This is a genomic window from Kutzneria sp. NPDC052558 (assembly GCF_044547355.1).
In the GTDB taxonomy this organism is placed as follows: Bacteria; Actinomycetota; Actinomycetes; order Mycobacteriales; family Pseudonocardiaceae; genus Kutzneria.
In genome coordinates this window covers 101,158-114,998 of record NZ_JBIUAG010000025.1, presented here as the reverse complement: position 1 = coordinate 114,998, position 13,841 = coordinate 101,158, and the positions used below count along the sequence as shown (strand labels likewise).

Sequence of the window (13,841 nt, the reverse complement as noted above, 5' to 3'; positions counted from 1 at the left end):
AGAGGCGGCCTCACGACGAAGGGCGCCTCCCGCTCGGGGAGGCGCCCTTGTGACGATCACTCGGAGCCGAGCGTGGCGGACCTGGTCCGTCGCAGCGCCTCTCGGCTCCGCCGACGACGGTAACCACCCCCTTCGCCGCCTGTCAACGGTGGGTCACGACACCGGATACAGCTCGATCTTCGCGCTGTGCCCATGGCTACGGGCCAGTTTTCCGTCGCAAGTGATCAGCGGGACACCCAGTTGCTCGGCGAGGGCGATGTATGACGCGTCATACGCCGTGATGCTGTGCCGGAGTTCCCAGAGCCGCGGCACGAACGGTTGGTGTTCGATACGGGTGATGGGCAGTGTCGGCAGTCGGTCGACCGCGGCTTTGGCGGTCGCCGGTGGCACCGCGCCGTGGCGCTCGCGGCGACTGAGGACGTGCAGGACCTCGAGGTCGATCAGGTGCGGAGCGAAAGCCCGTGCGGACACGATCCGTTGCAGCAGTTGGGGAGGCGTCGCCTTCCCGATGAACACAGCCACCAACGCCGATGCGTCGACGACAATGGTTTCGGTCACGCTTCGTCCCTGTCGCGGTAGCTGCGGATATCGTCCACGATGTCCTCGATCGTGACGGTGCCCCAGTCGAGCTTTCGGATCTCGTCCAGCCACTCGCCCATCGTCGGACCGTTGAAGGACTTGCGTTCCGTGTCGGCGCGTTCGATATACGCGTCAAGGGACAGGACTGCTGGTCGGATGACCCGTCCTGTCGGGGGTTCGATGTGGGCCGGGTCGTGCGCCCACGCGTTCTCGGACATGTGTTCAGGCTAGCCCCAGGTCGTTCGCCACGATCGGATTACACGTGCTCTATCACCATGACCGTCACGCTGTCGGGGGCAAGGGCCTGGTAGAGGTGGGGGATGTCGCCGGGGTAGGAGAGGTAGTCGCCGGGGCCGAGTTCGACGGGGTCGTCGGCGGGGCCGGCGAGGACGCGGCCGGTGGAGACGACGAGGTGTTCGACGGTGCCGGGCATGTGGGGCACGGAGTGTCGCCCGGCGTCGGAGCTCATGGTGGCGAGGTAGATGTCGCGCCGGGCGCCGGGGGGACAGGCGGAGAGCAGGGCGGCGGCGTAGTTGGACTGGTCGGAGCGAAGGTAGGGGCCCTCGCCGAAGCGGACGACGCGGACGGGCGGCCGGGGTGGGTCGACGAGGCGGGAGAAGGGGACGCCCAGCGCCACGCCGAGCGCCCACAGCGTCTCCACGGAGGGGTTGCCGGAGGCCGACTCGAGCTGGGAGAGGGTGCTCTTGGCGATACCGGCGCGCTTGGCCAGCTCGCTGAGCGAGAGGCCGGCCCGGTCTCGTTCCCGGCGCAGCGCGGCGGCGATCACGTCCAGCGGGGCGGAGCTGCGGTCCTGGTCCACGTGTTCGTTCCATCAGTCGGGACGTTCGGCTTGACGAACGCCGGGGTGGGGTGTTCAGTTTGGACTATGGTTCGTTCGATCTGGCGAACATTAGACCTGACGGTGGTCCGCAATGTCTCGCCCATCGCCCTCACGGCCTTCGTCACGGGCGCGTCCTTCGGCGCGATCGCGGTGGCGGCGCACATCCCCGTGTGGCTGGTCTGCGCGATGTCCCTGCTGGTGTTCGCGGGCGGCTCGCAGTTCATGGTGGTGGGCATCGTCGCCGCCGGCGGCAGCCCGGTCGCGGCGGTGGTCGCGGGCCTGCTGCTCAACGCCCGCCACCTGCCGTTCGGCCTGGCCATCGGCGACGTGCTCGGCAAGCGACTGGCCACCCGGATCGTCGGCAGCCACATCCTGATCGACGAGTCGGTCGCCTTCGCGCTGGCGCAAGGTGACCGGAAACGCGCCAAGGCGGCCTTCTGGACCTGCGGCGCGGCACTGTTCCTGACCTGGAACACGGGCACGCTGGTGGGCGCCCTCATCGGCCAGGTCATCGGCGATCCCAACCGGTTCGGCCTGGACGCGGCGTTCCCGGCGGCGATGCTGGCCCTGATCCTGCCGGCGCTGAAGGACCGGGTGACGCTGCGGGTCGCGCTGCTGGGCGCGGCGATCGCGGTGGCCGGCACGCCGTTCCTGCCGGCCGGAATTCCGGTCGTGCTGGCGGCATTCGGTGTGGTCGCGGCGCTGCCGGCCCGCGAGAAGGCGGTGGCGGCATGACCCTGGCCGTCGTCCTGGCGCTGGCCGCCGGCACCTTCGGGATTCGCTTCGCCGGACCGCAACTGCGCAATCGCCTCACCGTGCCAATGCGCGTGCAAATGCTGCTGTCAATGGCCGCGACGGCGCTTCTTCTTGCCCTTGTGACGGTCAACGCGTTCGTCCCCGGAGGGAAATTCGGCGGCTGGGCGCTGATCGCCGGGGTGGCCGTCGGCGGGGTGGCGGCCTGGCGGAAGGCACCCTTTGTGCTGGTGGTGGTCCTGGCGGCGGCCACGACGGCGGCACTGCGGCTGGTCGGCGTCGTGTAAACAGTGGCAGTCGTCACATCAAGGCTTGCTCAAACGGAATAGAGGACTGCTCCGTTCGCTGGCTAGAGTCCCGACCTCATCGGGCTGTGGTTTGCCTCACCCGAGGTCGAGATTTCCCAGCGTCGGAGCCGGGGGCGGTTCCGTCGCCAATTATGGCAGTGAAGGGACCGTTTCCGTGGATTCTTCCCACGGCGGCGAGGGCTACTCGAAAGCCCTCGGAAACCGCCAGGTGCAGATGATCGCGATGGGCGGCGCCATCGGCGTCGGCCTCTTCCTCGGCGCCGGCGGCCGCCTGCACACCGCCGGCCCTGGCCTGATCCTCTCGTACGCGCTGTGCGGCGCCGCCGCGTTCTTCGTGATGCGGGCCCTGGGCGAGCTGGTGCTGTACCGGCCCACCTCGGGCAGCTTCGTCACCTACGCCCGTGAGTTCATCGGCCCCTGGGCCGGCTTCACCTCGGGCTGGCTGTACTGGCTGAACTGGGCCATGACCGGCGTCGCCGAGATCACCGCGGTCGGCATCTACGTGCAGCGCTGGCTGCCGAACCTGCCGACCTGGATCACCGCCCTGATCGCGCTGGGCGCGCTGCTGACGATCAACCTGGTCTCGGTGAAGCTGTTCGGCGAGCTGGAGTTCTGGTTCTCGGTCCTCAAGGTGACCGCGATCATCGTGTTCCTGCTGGTCGGCATCGGCCTGGTGGTCACGTCCACCGACATCGCCGGCCACCCGGCCGGCCCGGCCAACCTGGTCGCCGACGGCGGCTTCTTCCCGCACGGCATCGGCGTCGCCCTGATCGCGCTGCAGGCGGTCATCTTCGCGTACTCGGCGATCGAGCTGGTCGGCATCGCCGCCGGCGAGACCAAGGACCCGCACAAGGTCATGCCCAGGGCGATCAACGGCGTGGTCTGGCGGATCGGGATCTTCTACGTCGGCTCGGTCACCCTGCTGGCCATGCTGCTGCCCTCGATCATGTACAGCTCCACCGAGAGCCCGTTCGTCACCGTGTTCGGCGCGCTGGGCCTGCCCTGGGTCGGCGACGTGATGAACGCGATCGTGCTGACCGCGGCCCTGTCCTCCTGCAACTCGGGCCTGTACTCCACCGGCCGGGTGCTGCGCTCGCTGGCCGACAAGAAGGAGGCCCCGGCCTTCGCCGGCAAGATGAGCAGCCGGCACGTGCCCTACGGCGGCATCCTGTTCACCTCGGTCGTCTACGTGGCCGGCGTGGCCCTCAACCAGTTCAAGGGCGCGACCGCGGCGTTCGACATCGCCACCGCGATCGCCTCGCTTGGGGTGGTCGCCACCTGGGCCACGCTGGTGATCTGCCAGATGCAGCTGCGCAAGAAGGCGCTGCGCGGGGAGCTGGAACGGCCGACCTACCGGATGCCCGGCGCGCCGTGGACCAACTGGCTGACGCTGGGCTTCCTGGTGCTGATCGTGGTGATGATGGGCTACGCCGGCGGGGCCGAGCAGGTCGCCTTCTTCTCCATCCCGGCCATCGCGGCGGTCATCGCGATCGGCTGGTGGGCGGTCCGCCGGCGCAACCCGCAGGCCCACGACGACCCCACCAGCGCAGTCCCGGTCGGCGGTCAATAAGCTAGGACGACCAGGTACTGCCGTCCAGGAGGTCGCTCGCCCGTGCCCGCCCAGCCCGTCATCGGAGTGCTCGCCCTGCAGGGCGACGTTCGCGAGCACCTCGTCTCGCTGGCCGAGTGCGACGTGATCGCGCGGCCGGTGCGCCGGCCGGAGGAGCTCGCCGAGGTCGACGGCATCGTGCTGCCGGGCGGCGAGTCGACGACGATGAGCAGGCTGCTGGAGACCTTCGAGCTGCTCGAACCGCTGCGCAAGCGGCTGGCCGACGGCCTGCCGGCGTACGGCTCGTGCGCCGGCATGATCCTGCTGGCCGGGACGGTCGAGGACGGCCGCCCCGACCAGCAGCAGCTGGCCGCCGTGGACATGGTGGTCCGGCGCAACGCCTTCGGCCGGCAGGTCGACTCGTTCGAGTGCGAGCTGCCGGTCACCGGGGTCGACGGCGGCCCGGTGCACGCGGTGTTCATCCGCGCCCCCTGGGTGGAGTCGGTCGGCGAGGGCGTCGAGGTCCTCGCCCGGGTGCCCGACATACCGTCCAGCGGCGGCGCCGCCGGTAGGATCGTCGCAGTTCGGCAGGGGTCCGTGCTCGCGACGGCGTTTCATCCCGAGCTCACCGGCGACGAGCGCGTGCACCGCCTGTTCGTGGAGACTGTCCGCGCGGCCTGAGGCGTGGAGACGGTCGTCGAGTCGTCGAGTCTGACGGAGGAAGTTTCATGAGCGGCCACTCCAAGTGGGCGACTACCAAGCACAAGAAGGCCGCGATCGACGCCAAGCGCGGCAAGCTGTTCGCGCGGCTGATCAAGAACATCGAGGTCGCGGCCCGCACCGGGGGCAGTGACCCCGACGGCAACCCCACGCTGTACGACGCGATCCAGAAGGCCCGCAAGAACTCGGTGCCGCTGGACAACATCGAGCGGGCCCGCAAGCGCGGCGGCGGCGAGGAGGCCGGCGCGGCCGACTGGCAGACGATCATGTACGAGGGCTACGGGCCGAACGGCGTGGCCGTGCTGATCGAGTGCCTGACCGACAACCGCAACCGGGCGGCCTCCGAGGTGCGCACCGCGATGACCCGCAACGGCGGCAGCATGGCCGACCCGGGCTCGGTGGCCTACCTGTTCTCGCGCAAGGGCGTCGTGCTCATGCCGAAGAACGACGTGTCCGAGGACGACGTGCTGATGGCCGTGCTGGATGCGGGCGCGGAGGAGGTCAACGACCTCGGCGACAGCTTCGAGATCGTGTCCGAGGCCGGCGACCTGATCCCGGTCCGCAAGGCGTTGCAGGAGGCCGGCTTCGACTACGAGTCGGCCGACGCCAACTTCCTGCCGTCGATGACGGTCCAGCTGGAGGCCGACGGCGCCCGCAAGATGTTCAAGCTCATCGACGCGCTGGAGGACTGCGACGACGTGCAGAACGTCTTCGCCAACTTCGACGTGTCCGACGAGGTCATGGCCGAGGTCGACGCCTGAGTTCGATCTTCTGTCACAGGCGACGGCGGGGTCGCGAGGCCCCGCCGTCGCTGTGCCCGAACGCCGGATTTCCTCCGCCGCCACCTGACGTGACCACCCGCCCGAGCCGGCGCGGCGGGCGAAATCCGGCCAGGGCAAGGCAACGGCTACCCGGGGGCCGAGCCACGACGCCGAAGGCGGCGCCAAAAGCACTGCCCGGCAACGAAAGTTGCCGGGCATCACTTTTAGTTCACCCGGTTTCTGTGCAGAATGGCGCCGTGCCGCCCAACTCCGCGATGAACAACCTCTCGCAAGAAGACCGCGACCTGCGCCAGTGGCTGCTCAAGCAGGCGGAGGACCACGGCAACGCGGTGGTGGAGGTGGCCGGCGACGAGCGCGGCGCCCCGTACTGCTTCACGGTCGGCGCGTGGCGGCGGTTCGGCGTGGCCGAGGCGGTGGTCATCGGGCTGCCGCTGGAGCTGGGGCGGGTGCTGCTCACCGCCTACGTGAACGAGGCCCGGCAGGGCGTGCGGTTCCAGCCGGGGCAGCTGTACCGGCAGTTCTTCAACGGCGTGCCGATCACCGTGGAGCGGGTGGCCCGGGGCTGGTACCCGGAGTTCTTCGGCAGCGCCTTCCTGCTGCACCCCACCGGCGACTTCCCGGCCGTGCAGCTGATCGTGCCGGCCGAGGGCGGCTACTGGCCGTGGCATCCCAAGGCCCCGCCCGGATTCGCCCAGTGGCAGCCGGTGCTGACCGCGAGCGGTCGCCCCGAGTCGTGGCGGCCGGGGATCGACGGGGCTTAATTTTCGCTTTGTAATAAATCGGTCGCTGGCGTCGGGATACTGATCCGATGGACGACGTGCAGACCAAGGTCGAGGCCAACCGGAGGCACTGGGAGCAGCGCACCCCGGTGCACCTGGCCAGTCGGTTCTACGACGTGCATAACACCGAGGTCGACCGGCTCGCCCCGTTCGAGTGGGCCGAACTGGGGGACGTGTCCGGGCTGCGGATCGCCCACCTGCAGTGCCATCTGGGCACCGACACCCGCCTGCTGGCCCGGGCCGGCGCGCGGATGACCGGTCTCGACTTCAGCGAGGCCTCGGTGGCGGCGGCCCGGGAACTGGCCGGCGACCTGGACATCTCCTACGTCCGCGCCGATGTGCACGACGCCGTGGCCGAGCTCGGCGGCGGCTTCGACATGGTCTACACCGGCAAGGGCTCGCTGATGTGGCTGCCCGACCTGGACCGCTGGGCCGAGATCGTGCGCGACCTGCTCGCCCCGGGCGGCCGCCTGTACCTGGTCGAGTTCCACCCGCTGGCCTGGACCCTGAACGCCGACTTCACCATCGTCGGCAACTACCTGGACGAGGCGATCGACAACGACTCCGCCCGCACCTACACCGACGGTCCCGCGCTGGCCGGCGACACCGCGAACTACCAGTGGAACCACGCCCTGGGCACCGTCGTCACCGCGCTGAGCCGGGCCGGGCTGCGGATCGCCGAGCTGCACGAGCACCCGATGCTGGCCTGGGACCAGTGGCCGGGCATGGTCCCCGACGAGACCTCCGGCTGGTGGCGCCTGCCCGCCGACCGCCCCCGGATCCCCCTCACCTACTCCCTCACCGCCGTCCGTTGATGTCATGAAGGGCCCCTTACTGACGTTCAACGTCAGGAAGGGCCCCTTCACCGCACCGAACGTCATGATGGGGTCCTTCATGACGTTCAACGAGCGAAAGGGTCCCTTGGCGCGGGGGAGCGGCGTGTTGGTGGTGGGGGCGATCAACGTGGGCGGTAGGGTCGTTGCTCGAACGGGTGTTCGGCGATACTCCGGAGGCGGGACGAAGTGCGGGTGCTTGGCGTCGACCCTGGGCTGACCCGGTGCGGTCTCGGCGTGGTCGACGGCGGGCCGGGGCGCACGGTGCGCTGCGTGGAGGTGGGCGTGGCCCGCACCCTGGCGGACGAGGACCTGGCCCGCCGCCTGCTGCAACTCTCCGAGGTGGTGACGGACTGGCTGGACCGGCACCGCCCCGAGGTGGTGGCGATCGAGCGGGTGTTCGCCCAGCACAACGTGCGCACGGCGATGGGCACCGCCCAGGCCGGCGGGGTGGTGGCGCTGCTGGCGGCCCAGCGCGGCCTGCCGGTCTGCTTCCACACGCCGAGCGAGGTGAAGGCGGCGGTCACCGGCTCCGGCACGGCGGACAAGGCGCAGGTCACGACCATGGTGACCCGGCTGCTGGGGCTGACGGAGGCCCCGAAGCCGGCGGACGCGGCGGACGCGCTGGCGCTGGGCATCTGCCACCTGTGGCGGGCGCCGCTGATGGCCCGGCTGGCGCAGGCCGAGGCCCGCGCCGCCGAACTGCAACGACGACACAAGGCCCGGCTGGCCGAGGCCGCGAACAGGGGAGCAGCACGGTGATCTCGTCGGTACGTGGACCGGTGCTGTCCATCGCCCTGGACCATGCCGTGATCGAGGTCGGCGGCCTGGGCTACGCCGTGCTGGCCACGCCGACCACGCTGGCGAGCCTGCGTCGCGGCGACGAGGCGATGCTGCACACGGCGCTGATCGTGCGCGAGGATTCGCTGACCCTGTACGGCTTCACCGACCCGGACGCGCGCCAGCTGTTCGGCCTGCTGCTGACGGTGTCGGGCATCGGTCCGAAGATCGCGCTGGCCACGCTGGCCGTGCTGGAGCCGGACAAGCTGCGGGCGGCGCTGGCCGAGGGCAACACCTCGATGCTCACGCAGGTGCCGGGCATCGGCCGCAAGGGCGCGGAGCGGCTGATCATCGAGCTGCGGGACAAGGTCGGCGCGCTGACCAGCAACACCCCCGGCCCGGAGGTCGGCGCCGACGCCGAGCTGGTGCGCGCCCAGGTCACGGAAGCGTTGCTGGGCCTCGGTTTCGCGGCCAAGGCGGCCGAGCAGGCGGTCGACGCGGTGCTGGCCCGAGACGGGGCTCGCGACACCTCGGCGGTGCTGCGGCAGGCGCTGACAGCGTTGGGGCGTAAGCGATGACCGAGTTCGACGAGCACGGGCCGCTGTCGGCGCTGGCCGAGGCGACCGAGCGGGACGTCGAGTCGACGCTGCGGCCCAGCCGGATGTCGGAGTTCGTGGGCCAGCCGCGGGTCCGGGAGCAGTTGGAGCTGGTGCTGCGCAGCGCGCAGCTGCGCGGCCAGCCGCCGGACCACGTGCTGCTGTCCGGCCCGCCCGGCCTGGGCAAGACCAGCCTGTCGATGATCATCGCCGCCGAGCTGGGCAGCGCGCTGCGGATCACCTCGGGCCCGGCGCTGGAACGCGCCGGCGACCTGGCCGCGATGCTGTCCAACCTGGTCGAGGGCGACGTCCTGTTCATCGACGAGATCCACCGGATCGCCCGGCCGGCCGAGGAGATGCTCTACCTGGCGATGGAGGACTTCCGGGTCGACGTGGTCGTCGGCAAGGGCCCGGGCGCCACCAGCATCCCGCTGGAGATCGCCCCGTTCACGCTGGTCGGGGCGACCACCCGGTCCGGCGCGCTGACCGGCCCGCTGCGCGACCGCTTCGGCTTCACCGGCCACATGGAGTTCTACACGGCCGAGGAGTTGCAACAAATCCTGCACCGTTCGGCGTCGATTCTGGATATCGACCTGCCCGGCGACGGCGCGGCCGAGATCGCCCGCCGGTCCCGGGGCACACCCCGTATCGCCAACCGGCTGCTGCGCCGCGTCCGCGACTACGCCGAGGTGCGGGCCAACGGCCTGATCGACACCGAGGTCGCGCGGGCCGCGCTGGCCGTCTACGACGTGGACGAGCTGGGCCTGGACCGGTTGGACCGCGCGGTGCTGAACGCGCTGGTCAGGAGCTTCAACGGTGGCCCGGTCGGGGTGGCGACGCTGGCGGTGGCGGTGGGGGAGGAGCCCACCACGGTGGAAGAGGTGTGCGAGCCCTTCCTGGTCCGCGCCGGCCTGCTGGCCCGCACGCCGCGGGGCCGGGTGGCCACCGTGGCGGCCTGGCACCACATGGGGTTGACACCGCCGGCGGAGGCGCCGGGCGAGCCCCCTGCCACGGCGTATGGGCGATAAGGGGTGTGGCAGACTCAATGGGCATACCCCAGCATGTGACGCCCTGTGAAGGTATGGGCCGTCACTGAACGGAGAATGATGAACCCCCAGGACTTGCTGCTCCCGCTGCTCATCGTGCTGGTCGGCGGCATGCTCTTCTTCGGCAGCCGCCGGCAGCGCAAGGCGGTGGCGGAGCAGCAGAAGCTGCAGACCTCGCTCCAGGTCGGCGACCGGGTGATGACCACTTCGGGGCTGTTCGGCACGGTGGCCGGCGTGGACTCCGAGACCGACATCGACATCGAGATCGCGCCGGGCGTGGTGACCACCTGGCTGCGTGCCGCGGTCCGCGAGAAGGTGAACCCGACGGCCGACCAGGACGTCGTGGAGGACGAGGACGTGCAGGACGAGCCGGTCGCCGGCGAGCCGGTGAGCACCGCCGAGATCGCTCCGCCGCTGGAGAGCAAGACCAAGAGCTGAGCCGTCCGGCCGAGGCGAGGTCGCCCGATCAGCGGCGACCTCGCACAGTGACGCGCGCCTCACACGGCGGGGAGTACGCTGCACCCCGCCCGCACTCTGACCGCCACGTGAGGGCTCCCCGGCAGACCGACCTGGGCTTCGGGGCCACCGACAACAACTATCAGCACGAGGAGACCGACCGACCGTGGCACCTCCGGCCGGGCAGATCCGCCCAGTGCGTTATCTGGGTGTCTTTGCCCTCATCGTGGTCGTGCTCTATGCCTTGGTGTTCTTCACCGGCAATGGACAGCCGACGCCCAAACTCGGTATCGACCTGCAAGGGGGCACGCGGGTCACGCTGACCGCGATCTCCCCGGACGGCAAGCCACCGGCACAGGACTCCCTCAACCTGGCCAAGCAGATCCTGTCCGACCGCGTCAACGGCACCGGCGTCACCGGCGCCGAGATCGTGCAGGACGGCAACAACCTGGTGATCACCGCGCCGGGCAACGACGGCGACCAGCTCAAGGCCCTCGGCGCGCCGGCCGTGCTGCGGTTCCGGCCCGTGCTGACCGACCCGTCCTCGGGTCAGGCCTACCAGATCCCGGTCTCGACCGCGCCGGCCCCCTCGAGCACGTCCGGCAACTCGGCCAAGCCCAGCGGGTCCACCACCCCGAGCACGAGCACCTCCGCGCCGGCGACCTCCACGTCGCCGAAGCCGCAGGGCGCCCCCGTGCCGCTGAAGCAGGCCGCCGCGCAGACCACGACGACCAACCCGCCGGCCTCCTCCACCACCGCGGCCAGCGGCACGAGCTCGTCCGCGCCCAGCGTGAGCGGGGTCGCCGACCCGGACCAGGCCAAGGCCATCCAGGCGGCCAAGGCGGTCCGGCAGAACCCGGCCGTCATGACCGACCCGACCGCCCAGCAGGCCGCGGTGGCCGCGACCGACTGCAGCAAGAAGGACCCGCTGTCGGGCTACGACGACGCCAGCAAGCCGCTGGTCACGTGTGACGTCAACAAGCAGTTCAAGTACATCCTGGGCCCGTCGTTCATGGACGGCAGCCAGATCGCGAGCGCCACCTCCGGCTTCGACCAGCAGGGCGGCTCCGGTTGGATCGTGCAGCTGACCTTCAAGCCGGACGGCGCCAAGACCTGGGCCGACTACACCGGCAAGAACGTCGGCCAGCAGGCCGCGTTCACCCTGGACGGCCAGGTGCAGTCCGCGCCGCGGATCAACCAGCAGATCATCGGCAACACCGAGATCAGCGGCTCGTTCACCCAGGCATCGGCCAAGGACCTGGCCAACGTGCTCAGCTACGGCTCGCTGCCGCTGTCGTTCAACATGTCCGAGAACCAGACCGTGTCGGCCACCCTGGGCCTGTCCTCGATGCAGGCCGGCCTGCTGGCCGGCGGCCTCGGCCTGCTGCTGGTGATCGTGTACTGCCTGTTCTACTACCGGGCGCTGGGCGTGCTGACGCTGCTCTCGCTGGTCTGCTCCGGCCTGACCGTGTACGCGGTGCTGGTGCTGTTCGGCCGGTGGATCAACTACAGCCTCGACCTGCCCGGCATCGCCGGTTTCATCATCGCCATCGGCATCACCGCGGACTCCTTCGTCGTGTTCTTCGAACGGATGAAGGACGAAGTGCGCGAGGGGCGGTCGTTCCGCTCCGCGGTGCCGAGGGGATGGGTCCGGGCCCGGCGCACGATCCTGTCCGCCGACGCGGTCAGCTTCCTCGCCGCCGCGGTGCTGTACACGCTGGCCGTCGGCGACGTGCGCGGCTTCGCGTTCACCACCGGCATGTCCACCCTGATCGACCTGGTCGTGGTCTTCCTGGTGACGCACCCGCTGGTGGTCCTGGCCTCGCGGTCGAAGCTCCTGTCGAAGCCGTCCTTCTCGGGCCTCGGGGCCGTGCAGGAAGCCGGCGTCGAGCTGCGCGCCGCCGAGCGCGCGGCCAACCCCGCCGTGAAGGAGGCGTGACATGTCGACTCCGACTCCCGTGACCCCGCAGAAGCACGGCGTGCTGCACAACCTCTACGTCGGCACCGGCGCGTTCGACATCATCGGCAAGCGCAAGCGCTGGTACATCGCGTTCGCCGTGCTGATCGTGATCTGCCTCGGCTCGGCCGGCATCAAGGGCTTCGCCTGGGGCATCGACTTCACCGGCGGCACCCAGATCCAGATGCCGGTGAAGGGCCAGACCGGGATCGCCACCACCGACGGCGTGCTCCAGGTCTACAAGCAGACCCTCGGCCACGACGCCGAGCAGGCCCAGACCGTCGGCTCCGGCGACTCCGAGACCATCCAGCTGCGTTCCACCGCGCTGGACGGCACCTCGGTGGTCAAGCTCAAGGAAGCCCTGTTCGCCAAGTTCAAGCCGCTGGGCACCAACGGCCAGCCCACCCAGCAGGCCATCAGCGACAGCGCCGTCAGCTCCTCCTGGGGCGGCGACATCTCGCGGCAGGCGCTCATCGCGCTCGCGGTGTTCCTGGTGCTGGTGACCATCTTCCTGGCGTTCTACTTCGAGCGGGCGATGGCCGCGGCCGCGCTGGCCTCGCTGGTCAACGACCTGATCATCACCGCCGGCGTGTACTCCATCGCCGGCTTCGAGGTCACGCCGGCCACGGTCATCGGCTTCCTGACCATTCTCGGCTTCTCGCTGTACGACACCGTGGTCGTGTTCGACAAGGTCCGGGAGAACACCCGAGGCCTGCTCAAGCTGACCCGGCGCACCTACGGCGAGGCGGCCAACCTGGCGCTGAACCAGACCCTGATGCGCTCCATCAACACCTCGCTGATCGCGCTGCTGCCGGTGCTCGGCCTGCTCGTCGTCGGCGTGGTGCTGCTGGGCGTGGGCACGCTGCAGGACCTGGCCCTGATCCAGCTGACCGGCATGCTGGTGGGCGCGGTGTCGTCGATCTTCCTGGCCACCCCGCTGGTGGTGGACCTGAAGATGCGCGACCCGAAGTACCGGCAGCAGGCCGAGCGGGTCGCCCAGCGGCGCGCCAACCTGGCCCGCAAGGCCGAGCTCGCGGCCCAGGGCGTCGAGGACGGCTTCGACCCCGCGGACGACGAGCAGCTGGAGGCCGAGGTCCGCAAGGAGAAGGCCATGGCCGCCGCGGCGAGCACCCCGTCGCGCACGCCCAAGGCCCGGCCCTCCGGCAAGAGCGGCCGGCCCAGTGGGAAGAGGCGGCACTGAGCATCACCACCCTCGACGGCGCGCTCGGGCTCATCCGGGAGGTCCAGGACTTCCCCGAGCCCGGCGTGCTGTTCCGTGACATCAGTCCGGTGCTCGCCGACCCGGCGGCCTTCCGCGTCCTGGTGGACGCGATGGCCGCCGGCCTGCCGGCGGGCGCCGAGGCGGTCGTGGCCATCGAGGCCCGCGGCTTCATCCTCGGCGCGGCCATCGCCTACGCCGCCGGCCTCGGCCTGGTGTGCGTGCGCAAGCCCGGCAAGCTGCCGGCCGTGCGACACCGGGTCAGCTACGCCCTGGAGTACGGCACGGCCACCCTCGAGCTGCCCGAGGACACCATTCGCCCTGGTCAGCGCACGGTGATCGTGGACGACGTGCTGGCCACCGGCGGCACCGTGGAGGCCACCCGGGAGCTCGTCGAGCACGCCGGCGGCATCGTCGAGGGCGTCTCGGTGATCCTCGAACTGGCCTTCCTCAAGGGCCGCACCCGCGTCCCCGGCATCCCCGTCACCCCCCTGCTCACCGCCTGACACCCCGGCGAGTCCCGCTCGGAGAGCGCGACTCGCCGGGGTCGGGGTGACTAGCTGGGCCGATATCGGGGGCGCGTTCATCGTGTCGAGCGGCACGCTTGTCGCCGTTCGGAATCCTCGGGCTCGATCCAGAGTTA

Annotated in this window: 17 protein-coding genes and 1 riboswitch; of the genes, 14 read left to right on the top strand and 3 right to left on the bottom strand. The window is 70.4% G+C overall.

Going from position 1 to position 13,841, the window contains the following annotated elements:
* Window positions 1-32: 32 nt before the first annotated feature.
* A riboswitch (S-adenosyl-L-homocysteine riboswitch) is annotated at window positions 33-109 on the bottom strand.
* A gap of 44 nt (window positions 110-153) precedes the next feature.
* From ACIG5F_RS35355 to ACIG5F_RS35345, 3 genes are read right to left on the bottom strand one after another with little or no spacing between them, the layout of a single operon-like run.
* The gene (locus ACIG5F_RS35355; protein WP_396524303.1) at window positions 154-558 is read right to left on the bottom strand and encodes a type II toxin-antitoxin system VapC family toxin; all 405 of its coding nucleotides are present in this window, start codon (window positions 556-558) and stop codon (window positions 154-156) included.
* On the bottom strand, window positions 555-797 hold the full coding sequence (locus tag ACIG5F_RS35350) for a hypothetical protein (RefSeq protein ID WP_396524302.1): 243 nt from the start codon (window positions 795-797) through the stop codon (window positions 555-557). The genes ACIG5F_RS35355 and ACIG5F_RS35350 overlap by 4 nt, the downstream gene beginning before the upstream one ends.
* A gap of 38 nt (window positions 798-835) precedes the next feature.
* Window positions 836-1,399 carry a helix-turn-helix domain-containing protein gene (locus tag ACIG5F_RS35345; RefSeq protein WP_396524301.1) on the bottom strand — a complete coding sequence of 188 codons (564 nt, stop codon included), beginning with the start codon at window positions 1,397-1,399 and terminating at the stop codon, window positions 836-838.
* A 66-nt stretch (window positions 1,400-1,465) separates the two neighbouring features.
* Between ACIG5F_RS35345 and ACIG5F_RS35340 the strand changes: the two genes are divergently transcribed.
* The 14 genes from ACIG5F_RS35340 (at window position 1,466) to ACIG5F_RS35275 (ending at window position 13,704) form a co-directional block, all read left to right on the top strand.
* Entirely contained in the window at window positions 1,466-2,155 is a 690-nt protein-coding gene (locus tag ACIG5F_RS35340; RefSeq protein ID WP_396524300.1) for an AzlC family ABC transporter permease, read from the top strand.
* Window positions 2,152-2,460, top strand: coding sequence for an AzlD domain-containing protein (locus ACIG5F_RS35335; protein ID WP_396524299.1), 309 nt, complete (start codon window positions 2,152-2,154; stop codon window positions 2,458-2,460). The genes ACIG5F_RS35340 and ACIG5F_RS35335 overlap by 4 nt, the downstream gene beginning before the upstream one ends.
* 175 nt (window positions 2,461-2,635) lie before the next feature.
* On the top strand, window positions 2,636-4,051 hold the full coding sequence (locus ACIG5F_RS35330; RefSeq protein WP_396524298.1) for an amino acid permease: 1,416 nt from the start codon (window positions 2,636-2,638) through the stop codon (window positions 4,049-4,051).
* 42 nt (window positions 4,052-4,093) lie between these two features.
* Window positions 4,094-4,711, top strand: a complete 618-nt coding sequence (pdxT, locus tag ACIG5F_RS35325) for a pyridoxal 5'-phosphate synthase glutaminase subunit PdxT (RefSeq protein ID WP_396524297.1) — start codon at window positions 4,094-4,096, stop codon at window positions 4,709-4,711.
* Between the two features lie 47 nt (window positions 4,712-4,758).
* A complete protein-coding gene (locus tag ACIG5F_RS35320; RefSeq protein ID WP_396524296.1) occupies window positions 4,759-5,511 on the top strand; it encodes a YebC/PmpR family DNA-binding transcriptional regulator in 753 nt (250 codons plus the stop codon).
* Between the two features lie 275 nt (window positions 5,512-5,786).
* Entirely contained in the window at window positions 5,787-6,293 is a 507-nt protein-coding gene (locus ACIG5F_RS35315; protein ID WP_396524354.1) for a DUF4262 domain-containing protein, read from the top strand.
* A gap of 47 nt (window positions 6,294-6,340) precedes the next feature.
* Complete coding sequence (locus ACIG5F_RS35310; RefSeq protein WP_396524295.1) at window positions 6,341-7,126, top strand: class I SAM-dependent methyltransferase; 786 nt, start codon at window positions 6,341-6,343, stop codon at window positions 7,124-7,126.
* Window positions 7,127-7,333: 207 nt separating this feature from the next.
* The gene (gene ruvC, locus ACIG5F_RS35305; RefSeq protein WP_396524294.1) at window positions 7,334-7,906 is read left to right on the top strand and encodes a crossover junction endodeoxyribonuclease RuvC; all 573 of its coding nucleotides are present in this window, start codon (window positions 7,334-7,336) and stop codon (window positions 7,904-7,906) included.
* Window positions 7,903-8,502, top strand: coding sequence for a Holliday junction branch migration protein RuvA (ruvA, locus tag ACIG5F_RS35300; protein ID WP_396524293.1), 600 nt, complete (start codon window positions 7,903-7,905; stop codon window positions 8,500-8,502). Before ruvC ends, ruvA begins: the two co-directional genes overlap by 4 nt.
* Complete coding sequence (gene ruvB / locus ACIG5F_RS35295; RefSeq protein ID WP_396524292.1) at window positions 8,499-9,548, top strand: Holliday junction branch migration DNA helicase RuvB; 1,050 nt, start codon at window positions 8,499-8,501, stop codon at window positions 9,546-9,548. Before ruvA ends, ruvB begins: the two co-directional genes overlap by 4 nt.
* Before the next feature lie 78 nt (window positions 9,549-9,626).
* On the top strand, window positions 9,627-10,004 hold the full coding sequence (gene yajC, locus ACIG5F_RS35290; protein WP_396524291.1) for a preprotein translocase subunit YajC: 378 nt from the start codon (window positions 9,627-9,629) through the stop codon (window positions 10,002-10,004).
* Between the two features lie 184 nt (window positions 10,005-10,188).
* Window positions 10,189-11,961, top strand: coding sequence for a protein translocase subunit SecD (gene secD, locus ACIG5F_RS35285; protein WP_396524290.1), 1,773 nt, complete (start codon window positions 10,189-10,191; stop codon window positions 11,959-11,961).
* Between the two features lies 1 nt (window position 11,962).
* On the top strand, window positions 11,963-13,180 hold the full coding sequence (secF, locus tag ACIG5F_RS35280; protein ID WP_396524289.1) for a protein translocase subunit SecF: 1,218 nt from the start codon (window positions 11,963-11,965) through the stop codon (window positions 13,178-13,180).
* Window positions 13,177-13,704, top strand: a complete 528-nt coding sequence (locus ACIG5F_RS35275) for an adenine phosphoribosyltransferase (protein ID WP_396524352.1) — start codon at window positions 13,177-13,179, stop codon at window positions 13,702-13,704. Before secF ends, ACIG5F_RS35275 begins: the two co-directional genes overlap by 4 nt.
* Window positions 13,705-13,841 lie beyond the last annotated feature (137 nt).

Coding starts and splice junctions, on each gene's coding strand:
- ACIG5F_RS35350 (WP_396524302.1), bottom strand. CDS start 797: ATGTCCGAGAACGCGTGGGCGCACGACCCGGCCCACATCGAACCCCCG.
- secF (WP_396524289.1), top strand. CDS start 11,963: ATGTCGACTCCGACTCCCGTGACCCCGCAGAAGCACGGCGTGCTGCAC.
- ACIG5F_RS35320 (WP_396524296.1), top strand. CDS start 4,759: ATGAGCGGCCACTCCAAGTGGGCGACTACCAAGCACAAGAAGGCCGCG.
- yajC (WP_396524291.1), top strand. CDS start 9,627: ATGAACCCCCAGGACTTGCTGCTCCCGCTGCTCATCGTGCTGGTCGGC.
- ACIG5F_RS35340 (WP_396524300.1), top strand. CDS start 1,466: ATGGTTCGTTCGATCTGGCGAACATTAGACCTGACGGTGGTCCGCAAT.
- ACIG5F_RS35335 (WP_396524299.1), top strand. CDS start 2,152: ATGACCCTGGCCGTCGTCCTGGCGCTGGCCGCCGGCACCTTCGGGATT.
- ruvB (WP_396524292.1), top strand. CDS start 8,499: ATGACCGAGTTCGACGAGCACGGGCCGCTGTCGGCGCTGGCCGAGGCG.
- ACIG5F_RS35315 (WP_396524354.1), top strand. CDS start 5,787: ATGAACAACCTCTCGCAAGAAGACCGCGACCTGCGCCAGTGGCTGCTC.
- ACIG5F_RS35310 (WP_396524295.1), top strand. CDS start 6,341: ATGGACGACGTGCAGACCAAGGTCGAGGCCAACCGGAGGCACTGGGAG.